Here is a 9,159-nt window from a genome sequence, read left to right as displayed (position 1 = left end):
GGAGGGTCAGGTCAGGGCGGTCAGGGTTTTGGCGTAAGGGGCGGGGACGAAGTTGTCGCCGCCGGGGGTGAACACGTCGGAGGTCGCCGCCGCCTGCCAGGCGGTGTCGGGCAGCGCCGCCACCAGGGCGCGGACCACCGGGGCGTCGCGCCACTGGTCCTGCTGGGCGAGCAGGCTCAGCGCGACCACCGACTCCTCCACCTCGCCCACGCACTCGAACGGCTTGTGCCCGTCGATGCCGAGCAGCTCCCGGTAGCCGGGGATCTGCGTCTCGTCGGCCAGCAGGTCACCGCCGAAGATGCCGGTCAGCCGCTCCCGGGGCATGAACGGTGCCATGGCCAGGAACACGAACCGGCACTTCGGGCAGTCGCGGCACCAGCGCTCGCTCGCGTCCCGCAGCTTGAACGCCGCGTTGCAGCTGGTCACCACCGCGTCGTACCGGTCGATCTCGGCGAACAGCCGGGCGATGTGCAGCTCGGACAGGGAACGCAGCAACGAGAAGTACGGCTCGGTGAGCCCGGCGTGCTCGCCCAGCGCCGCGCGCAGCAGCCCTTCCGCCTCGACGCCCTTGGACCACTGGTGGTTGATCTCGTGGCCGTTCCAGATCAGGTTCGGGTCGGACGCGGAACGCTCGTTCGACATCACCACCGGGCCGAGCCCGTGCAGGACGGCGGTCGCCACGGCGATCAGCGAGTTGATCGCGGTGACCGGGATGTGCCCGTTGCGCGCGCCGGCGGCGTTCAGCTCGAACAGCACCGGGTCCAGCCGCCGCCGGGCGGCCAGCGGCACCAGGTCCGACGCCTCGTTCACCGACACGATCACGTGGTTCGGGTTGACCGAGAACGGCACCGGGTCGAGGCCGGCGCGGCGCAGCGCCTCCAGCGTGACGATGGAGTCCTTGCCGCCGCCCACCGCCGACAGCGGACGGCGGTCGGAGTTGTCCACCGGCACGGCCGGGTCCACCGTGCCGGACGGCACCTGGGGACGCAGTTCCAGCACGTGCGGCAGCTCGTTGCGGTACGCGTACTCGGCGAGGCCCTTGGTGTAGACGGCGGTGACCAGCTCGACGGCGGCGGCGCCCAGCGGCGCGGGCAGCACCAGCCGCGGCGGCGCGGCGGCCTTGTAGTAGCTGACGCCGGCGACCACGTGCAGCAGCTCCAGCACCCGGGCCAGGGTGGCCGCCGTGGCGTCGGAGACGGGCTCGGCCGGCAGCGGAAGCGTGATCACCTCGGTGAACCGCTGCTCGCCGTCGGGACCGGTCAGGGCGTAGTCGAACAGGACCTCGCCGGTGGCGAAGTCGATCGAGTAGGACGGGAAGGTGAAGGCGTCCATCCGCCGCAGCTGCTCGTTGGGCACACGCCATACTAGGCCCTGGTTCGTCCGTCCGTGTCCGGCTGGGCCGGACCCTGCCCGCCGTGCGTCGACCGAGTCCGAGGAGAGCCCGTGCGCCTGTCTGATCTGCGCGGACGTCATGTCGCCGTCTGGGGCGCCGGCCGCGAGGGCCGGGCCGCGGTGACCGCGATCGCCGCGCACGGGCCGGCCGGCCTGGTCGTCGTCGACGACAGCGCCAACTTCCTCACGCTGCCCTGGGACGGTCCGCTGGCCGCCGCGGCGCCGCTCGTCACCGGCGAGGAGGGCTTCGAGCGCCTGGCCGCCGCCGACGTGGTGGTCCGCTCGCCGGGCGTGCCGAACACCCATCCGTGGATGGTGGAGCTGCGCCGCCGGTCCGTGCCCGTCACGCAGGGCAGCGCGCTGTGGATGGCCGACCACGCGGACCGGACCGTCGGGGTGACCGGCAGCAAGGGCAAGAGCACCACGTCCAGCCTGATCAGCCACCTGCTCACCGCGATGGACCGGCCGAACGTGTTCGGCGGCAACATCGGGGTGCCGCTGCTGGACCTGCCCGAGGCGGAGCTGTACGTGCTGGAGCTGTCCAGCTACCAGTGCTCCGACCTGACCGACTCGCCGCGGGTGGCGGTGGTGACCGCGCTGTTCCCCGAGCACCTGGACGCGCACGGCGGCGAGCGCGAGTACTACCGGGACAAGCTGAACCTGATCGCGCACGGTCCGCACGCCGTCGTGGTCAACGGCGCCGACCCTCGCCTGGCGGCCGAGCTGGGTGACCGGGCGGCGGTACGCGCCGGCTCGCCGGACACCACGCACGTGGCCACCGGACCGGACGGCGCACAGTGGTTCCACCTGCGGGACACGCCGCTGTTCCCGCGCGCGGTGCTGCCGCTGGTCGGCCGGCACAACGAGGGCAACCTCTGCGTCGCGCTGGCCGTGCTGGACGCGCTCGGCGTCGACGTGGTGGCGCGCAGGGACAGCCTCGCCGTGGCGGTCGCCGAGTTCCAGGGCCTGGCGCACCGGCTCACCGAGATCGCCGACCCGTCCGGGCTCACGTTCGTCGACGACACGCTCGCCACCAGCCCGTACGCGGCCATGCACGCGATCGACGCGTACGAGGGACGGCCGCTGACCGTGATCGTCGGCGGCGCCGACCGGGGGCTGGACTACAGCCCGCTGCGCGCGCACCTGGCCGGCCGGGAGATCACCGTGATCGGTGTGCCGGACAGCGGCCCCCGCATCGTGGACGCGCTGTCCGGGCTGCCGTCGGTGCGTACCGAGCTGGCCGACGACCTGGTCGCCGCCGTCGGGCTGTCCCGCAAGCTGACCCCGGCCGGGGGTGTGGTGCTGCTGTCCCCGGCGGCGCCGAGCTACGGCCGGTTCCGCAACTTCGAGCACCGCTCCGAGGTGTTCGCGCAGGCGGTGGCCGACACCGCCCGCTGAGCGGCGCCGGCCGCCCGCGCGGCGCTGCCCGCTCGGTCAGCCGCGTTCCGCCCGGGCGTCCCGGTGCGGCGACGGCTCGGCCGACAGGATCGCGTCGAGGGACTCCGTGGGCGCGGACCGGTCGACCGGCTCCCGTTGCGCGGGCGCGACCTCCGTGGGCCCGGTCTCGGCAGGCCCCGCCTCCGGTGCGGTGCGGGCCGCCCGCGTCTTGACCGGCGTCCAGGCGAACGCGAGCGCGCCGCCGACGAGCGCCAGCAGCATGCCGATCAGGAACCCGCCCAGGTTCGAGGTGAGCCAGGAGACCAGCCCGAGCACGAGGGAGAGCACCGCGTAGAAGACGCGTTGCTGCGGCGTGGTGATCAGCAGCACGCCACAGATGACCAGGATGGCCGGGACCAGGTACGCGGCCAGCCCTTGCGGCCCGACGTGCAGCAGCACCCCGAGCGGTGCGCGCAGCGTCACGAGCATCTCCGCGCCGCCGAGCGCGATGAGCAGCCCGGCGGTGAACGGCCGCGCCCGGCGCCAGCGCCGCCAGCGTGTGCGAACGCCGGCGGCGGGCGCCGCGTGCTGTCCTGCGGTCACGTCAGCACCCTTCGGAGCTGAAGCCCATGCGCAGGTTGGGCAGCGTGAAGACGGCGGCGGTGGTGGCGTAGTTGTTCTGCCGCAGGTTGGTGATGGTCACGGTGTCGGCCTGCTGGGCGAACACGCCCGGGTTGCCCTTGACCCCGGGGACCTTGTCGACGGTGCTGGCGTCCTGCCCGACGTCGATGTTCTTGAAGGACGCGTTACCGGCGATCTCGTCGCCGTCGACCACGAGCGTGCGGGCGGTCACCGGCTTGCCGGAATTGCCGGCGGTGATCCGCAGGTTGGTCCCGCCCAGGTTGATGCTCTGGCAGAGATTGGTCAGCTCGGCCTTGTCGATGGCCGAGACGATCACGAGCACCTGCCCGCCGGTGTCGCCCTGGTTGGGGCTGTCCGGGATCATCTGGTCGAGCGTGGCGAACTGCTCGAACCCGGTGCCCTCCAGCTTGTCGGCGGTGACCGTGAACGGCATGCCCGAGATGGCGAACTGCGCGCCGAGCACACCCTGCGCGGTCAGCACCACCATGCCGGCCGCGCCGGCCGCCACGGCGCCGAACGTGACGGCGAACCGGCGCCAGCGCACGCCGCTTCTCGGTTGATCGGTCTCGATCTGCTCGATCTGCTCCGGCATGCCGGGCCCCTTTCGAGATCAATTCACCTGCGACGATGTGAATTGGCTTCGCAGGATGTATGCGCCGAGGGGCGCAGGCCGAAGTTACCGCTGAGTAAAGGGGCGGTCAACTGCCTGTAGCAGATCGTTGAGCGGCATTTGCCAAAAGCGGCCAAAGTGAAAAACCGCTGCGGTTTTCCATCGCTCAGGGCTGGCCGGGCGCGCAGGGCGCGGTGGTGGCCGGGCCGTCGTCCGCCCGGTCCGCCCGGGCGACGCGGCCCGCCTCCCGCGGGCCGAGGAACGGCGCGGTGGCCGCGTACGTGAGTGCCGGCAACAGCAGCGGCAGCTCCTCGGCCCGCCCCTGCGCCACCCGCTCACGGACGGTGGCGTGGATGCCCCCGACCACAGTGGACAACAGTGCGTCCCGGTCCACGTCGGCCGGATCCGGCCCGGCGCCGGCGAAGAACCGGCGGAAGCTGCGCAGCAGCGCGTCGCGCTCCCGGCGGGCCTCCGGGCCCGCCGCGTCCACCTCGACCAGTGCCATCCGGGCGAAGGCGGGCACGCTCGCCAGCACGTCGAGCAGCGTGCGCAGCGCCGCCCGGGCGGCCTCCGGCCACGCCGGGCCGGCGTCGCGGTACGCGTGCTCCATCAGCTGCGACACCACGGCGATGCCGTGCCGGTACGCGGCCAGGAACGCGTCCTGCTTGCCGCTGAACAGCGCGTAGAACGCGGGCCGGGTGACCCCGGCGGCGTGGCAGATGTCGCTGACCCGGGCGTTGTCGTACCCCCGGGTGGCGACCTCCCGGACCAGCCCGTCGAAGAGGCGGTCGCGCTGGGTCGCCGCCACCTCCTCGGCCGGCACGCGCCGCGGGCCGCGCTTGATGGCGCGGTCCGGGTCGCGGCCGTGGCGGGCGCCCGGCAGGGGCACGGGTGCCGGCGACGGCGGGCTCGGGACTGTCACTCATCGACCTTTCTTGATGCGTTGACTTTACGACCCTCCGGGGTTTATAACTTTCGACACGCTCAGTTCACGCCTCGTCACCGCTGGTGATCTCTCCTGATCGGTCACCCGAAACGCGTCGAAGGAGGGCCGGATGGCTGCCATTATCGCCGCGCGGACCCGTCCCCCCAAGACCGGAGAGAGCCAGGTGACGCGGCGACGCCGCACTGCGCCACGCCGCCCGGCCCGCTGAGGCCGCACCGGCGCACCACCACCGGCGGCCCCATCCCGGCCGCCGCACCCACCGGCTCCGTCCGCTCCGGACGCCGCCGGCACCGTTTCCTGTCCCACCGCCGGAAGGAACAACCATGCCCAGGTACGGACGTATCGGCGCGGGCCTCGCCGCCCTGACGCTGCTGACCGGTCTGGTCGGCGCCGCCCCCGCCGCCGCCGCACCCACCACCTCGCTCGCCAGCGCCGTGCTGACCTACCCGACCGTCGCCGGCACCGCCGTGTCGGTGGGCGACGTCATCCAGGCCAGCCTGCGCAGCGGCACCAACGCCACGTTCTACAACTCGACCAGCGGCACCACCGGCATCAAGTGCGCCGCGTCCAGCTTCAGCGCCAAGGTGCTGACCAACCCGACCGCTCCCGGCACCGCGACCGAGAGCCTGACCGCGCAGTCGTTCTCCAGCTGCACGACGAACGTCTTCGGCACCACCGGCGTGCAGAGCGTGACGGTCAACAACCTGCCCTACACCACCTCGGTGACCAGCGCCGGCGTGGTCAAGATCTCCGGGACCGCGGCGGCGCCGATCCAGAGCACCGTCGTGCTCAACTCGCTGCTCGGCGCGATCACCTGCGTCTACCGGACGAGCACGAACTCGCTCACCGGAACGGCGTCCAACGCCACCAACTCGATCAGCTTCACCAACCAGCCGCTCACCAAGTTCTCCGGTCCGTCGCTCTGCTTCGGCACCGCGTACTTCACCGCGACGTACTCGCCGGTGAGGGACACCAGCAAGACCGGCAGCCCGGCGGTCTACGTCAACTGACACCCGGCTCTCGGGCCGGTGCGCGGCGATTCGCCGGGCACCGGCCCGCGCGCCGGTTCAGCCGGCCGTCAGCGTCATGTGCAGCGCGCGCATCGACCGCAGCGCCGACCGGATCTCCTGGAGGTAGCGGCCCGGCGTCAGCGTCGGCTCCGGTACGTCGACCGCGGCGCGCGCGGCCGGGTCCACCCCGACGGTCTCGATGCCGCACCCGTACGGCACGGCGAGTGTCCGCAGCGCGTCGCAGTGCTGGAACGGCACGTAGATCGGGGCGGTCACCATCAGCACCGGGTCGTCCGCGCGCAGCCGCACGTGCTCGGCCCAGAACCGCTGCGTGTCGGCGGTGTGCGCGCGACGGCGGTCCGGTTCGCTCGACGGCGCGGCGAGCACCCGTACCGGCGGCAGCCCGGCCGGCCGGTAGGTGCGCGAGGACCAGGACCGGTGCGGATGACCGGCCGGCTCGCCGCGCTCGTCGTCCGGCTCGTCCACCCCGAACGCCAGCCGCACACCGGCGTCGAGGACGTCCACCTCGGTGGCGCAGCCGGACAGTCCGGCCGCGTCGAGCACCCCGGACTCGGCCGCGGAGAGCGGCCGGAAGCTGCCCAGCACCGCCAACTCGCCGGTCACCTCGGCCGCGCTCCGGGCCAGCACCGCCGCGTACGCGGTGCGCCGCAGGCAGGCGTGCGCCAGCCCGCCGAGCACCAGCAGGTGCGCGTACCCGGATCGGGCCGGCGCGACGGCGCGGACCAGGCCCAGCTCGGCGGCGGCGCTCAGCACCAGCCCGGCGGTGGTCGGATCGAACGCCGGCTCGCGGGCGTCCGGGCGTTCCCGTCCCTGCCGGAAGTCCCAGCGGCGGGCGGAGAACGCGTCCAGCCCGGCCAGCACCGCCGTCAGGTCGCCGCCCGGCCAGTCACCGCCGAAGTGCGCCACGAGACGCCGCACCGGCGCCGACTCCACCCAGGACCCGACCTCGGCGAGGAGCCGCTCCCGCGTCGTCCCCGCCGCGCCGCCCGGCAGCGTCACCCGATCCGTCCGCACCCGGCGGATGCTACCGCCGGGCCGACTCGCGCAGTGCCGGTTGTCCCGGCCCCGGTCGTGGTGGGAACGTGCGGGGATCCACCTCCGCTGAAGGGTGCGCCGATGACCTCCGACGACCTGCTGGCCCGGCACCGGGCCGTGCTCCCGTCCTGGATGCCGCTCTACTACGCCGAACCGCTGGAACTGGTGACCGGTTCCGGCCGCCGGGTCACCGACGCGGCCGGCCGGACCTATCTGGACTTCTTCGGCGGGGTGCTGACCACGATGGTCGGTCACGACATCCCGGAGATCCGCGAGGCGGTCGAACGGCAGCTGCGTACCGGCCTCGTGCACACCTCGACGCTCTACCTGATCCGTCAGCAGGTCGAGCTGGCCGAGAAGATCGCCCGGCTCTCCGGCATCCCCGACGCCCGCGTCTTCTTCACCAACTCCGGCACCGAGGCGAACGAGGCCGCGTTGCTGGTCGCCACGAATCACCGGCGCTCGCACCAGATCCTCGCGGTGCGCAACAGCTACCACGGCCGGTCGTACGCGACGATGGGCGTCACCGGCAACCGCGGCTGGTCGGCCAGCGCGCTGAACCCGTTGCAGGTGGCCTGGCTGCACTCCGGTGAACGGCTGCGCGGGCTGCTGGCCCGGCTCGACGCGGCCGACCGGGTCGACGCGGCGGTCGAGGACCTGCGCGAGGTGCTCGCCACCCAGACCGCGGGCGACGTGGCCTGCCTGATCGCCGAGCCGGTCCAGGGCGTGGGCGGCTTCGTGCACGGCCCGGACGGGCTCTTCGCCGCCTGGAAGAAGGTGCTCGACGAGCACGGCATCCTGCTGATCAGCGACGAGGTGCAGACCGGGTGGGGCCGTACCGGCGAGCACTTCTGGGGCTACCAGGCGCACGGCGTGACACCGGATCTGCTCACGTTCGCCAAGGGCATCGGCAACGGCTTCGCGCTCGCCGGGGTGGTCGGCCGGGCCGAGGTGCTGGAGTCGGTTCCGGCGATCAGCTTCTCCACGTTCGGCGGCAACCCGGTCTCCACCGCCGCCGGCAACGCGGTGCTCGACTACCTGCTCGACCACGACCTCCAGGCCAACGCCGCCCGGGTCGGCGCGATCCTCGGCGACGGCCTGCGCGCCGCCACCGCCGGGCTGGAGCAGGTCGCCGAGGTGCGCGGCAAGGGCTTGATGCTCGCCGTCGAGTTCGTCCACCCGGGAACCGTCGAGCCGGACGCGGCGCTGACCACCCGCGTGTTCGAGGCGTGCCGGGCCGGCGGCCTGCTGGTCGGCAAGGGCGGCCTGTACGGCAACGTGATCCGGATGGGCCCGCCGCTGACGCTCACCGAGGACGAGGCCCGGGAGGGTCTGGCGATCATGGTCGACGCGATCCGCGCCTCGATCGAGGCGTGACCGTCAACCCGGTCGGCGTCGTCCCACCCGTCCGGACCTGAGCAGCCGCAGCAGACCCGCCCCGGCCAGGTACGCCACCAGCGCCGGGGCGGGCAGGCCCAGCGGCTCCGGCGCGGTCTTGGGCGCGAGGCTGTTCAGCAGCAGGCCGACGAGCACGCCCGCGTACCCGGCCACGGCCAGACCGGCGCGCAGCCGCCGTCGGCCCGTCCCGGCCGGCCCGGTCGCGGGCGGGCGGCGGGTGCGGGCCTCGACCGGCCCGAAGACGGCGACCAGCACGGCCAGCACCGCGGCCAGCGCGAGCAGCCACGGTACGCGCCACGCCCACCAGGCCGCCGAGCCGACCGGGGGAGTGGGCAGCACGCCGAGCGCGTCCAGCAGGCCGACGAGCAGCACCGCGGCGGTCAGGTGCCAGAGGAAGAGCGTGAGCACCACCGCGTTGACCGCGAGCACCGCCTGCCAGGGGCCGGACCGGCGCAGCCGGCGCCCGGCCGGGCGCCGCAGCAGCAGGATCAGTCCGAGCTGGGTGGCGGCCGCGGCCATCAGCGCCAGGCTCGGCGGCGCCGCGTTGTCCAGCCGCTCGCCCGGTATGTGGAGCATCGCCACCGGGTACGGCCCGACCGCCGTGAGCAGCACCAGCGCGACCAGCCCGCCGCCGAGCAGGAGCGCGCCGGCCCGGCCGGACAGCGGCAGCCCGCGGCGGAACAGGCCGCGCGGTCCGGCGCCCGCCGTAGTGGAGGCGGTCGCCGGAC

General features: G+C 73.6%; 8 protein-coding genes and 1 pseudogene. 3 read left to right on the top strand and 6 right to left on the bottom strand.

Features of this window, described 5'->3' with window-relative positions:
• Positions 1–6 precede the first annotated feature (6 nt).
• On the bottom strand, positions 7–1,356 hold the full coding sequence (locus EAD96_RS25665) for a hypothetical protein (RefSeq protein WP_121686068.1): 1,350 nt from the start codon (positions 1,354–1,356) through the stop codon (positions 7–9).
• An 87-nt stretch (positions 1,357–1,443) separates the two neighbouring features.
• Here EAD96_RS25665 and murD point away from each other — a divergent pair, with 87 nt between their 5' ends.
• Positions 1,444–2,790: a UDP-N-acetylmuramoyl-L-alanine--D-glutamate ligase gene (murD, locus tag EAD96_RS25660; protein ID WP_121686067.1), complete on the top strand. Its 1,347-nt coding sequence runs from the start codon at positions 1,444–1,446 to the stop codon at positions 2,788–2,790.
• A 36-nt stretch (positions 2,791–2,826) separates the two neighbouring features.
• On the opposite strand, the gene EAD96_RS25655 is transcribed toward murD, so the two are convergent.
• The 3 genes from EAD96_RS25655 to EAD96_RS25645 form a co-directional block, all read right to left on the bottom strand.
• Complete coding sequence (locus EAD96_RS25655; RefSeq protein WP_121686066.1) at positions 2,827–3,372, bottom strand: DUF6114 domain-containing protein; 546 nt, start codon at positions 3,370–3,372, stop codon at positions 2,827–2,829.
• A gap of 1 nt (position 3,373) precedes the next feature.
• A complete protein-coding gene (locus EAD96_RS25650) occupies positions 3,374–4,003 on the bottom strand; it encodes a DUF6230 family protein (protein WP_120569005.1) in 630 nt (209 codons plus the stop codon).
• Positions 4,004–4,187: 184 nt separating this feature from the next.
• A complete protein-coding gene (locus EAD96_RS25645; RefSeq protein WP_121686065.1) occupies positions 4,188–4,943 on the bottom strand; it encodes a TetR/AcrR family transcriptional regulator in 756 nt (251 codons plus the stop codon).
• A 347-nt stretch (positions 4,944–5,290) separates the two neighbouring features.
• Between EAD96_RS25645 and EAD96_RS25640 the strand changes: the two genes are divergently transcribed.
• A complete protein-coding gene (locus tag EAD96_RS25640) occupies positions 5,291–5,977 on the top strand; it encodes a Tat pathway signal sequence domain protein (RefSeq protein WP_121686064.1) in 687 nt (228 codons plus the stop codon).
• Between the two features lie 57 nt (positions 5,978–6,034).
• On the opposite strand, the gene EAD96_RS25635 is transcribed toward EAD96_RS25640, so the two are convergent.
• Positions 6,035–6,997 carry a hypothetical protein gene (locus tag EAD96_RS25635; protein ID WP_121686063.1) on the bottom strand — a complete coding sequence of 321 codons (963 nt, stop codon included), beginning with the start codon at positions 6,995–6,997 and terminating at the stop codon, positions 6,035–6,037.
• 117 nt (positions 6,998–7,114) lie between these two features.
• Between EAD96_RS25635 and EAD96_RS25630 the strand changes: the two genes are divergently transcribed.
• A complete protein-coding gene (locus EAD96_RS25630) occupies positions 7,115–8,410 on the top strand; it encodes an aspartate aminotransferase family protein (RefSeq protein WP_120569009.1) in 1,296 nt (431 codons plus the stop codon).
• A gap of 3 nt (positions 8,411–8,413) precedes the next feature.
• Here EAD96_RS25630 and EAD96_RS25625 read toward each other — a convergent pair.
• Positions 8,414–9,159 (bottom strand): annotated as a pseudogene (locus EAD96_RS25625) (acyltransferase); the annotation flags it as partial.

The sequence above is a fragment of the Micromonospora sp. BL1 genome, from assembly GCF_003667485.1.
Classification (GTDB): Bacteria; Actinomycetota; Actinomycetes; order Mycobacteriales; family Micromonosporaceae; genus Micromonospora; species Micromonospora tulbaghiae.
This window is presented reverse-complemented; position numbering and strand designations above follow the sequence as displayed.

What these genes read in the sequence shown, in the direction of transcription:
- EAD96_RS25650 (WP_120569005.1), bottom strand. Translation starts at nt 4,003, where the DNA reads ATGCCGGAGCAGATCGAGCAGATCGAGACCGATCAACCGAGAAGCGGC.
- EAD96_RS25640 (WP_121686064.1), top strand. Translation starts at nt 5,291, where the DNA reads ATGCCCAGGTACGGACGTATCGGCGCGGGCCTCGCCGCCCTGACGCTG.
- EAD96_RS25630 (WP_120569009.1), top strand. Translation starts at nt 7,115, where the DNA reads ATGACCTCCGACGACCTGCTGGCCCGGCACCGGGCCGTGCTCCCGTCC.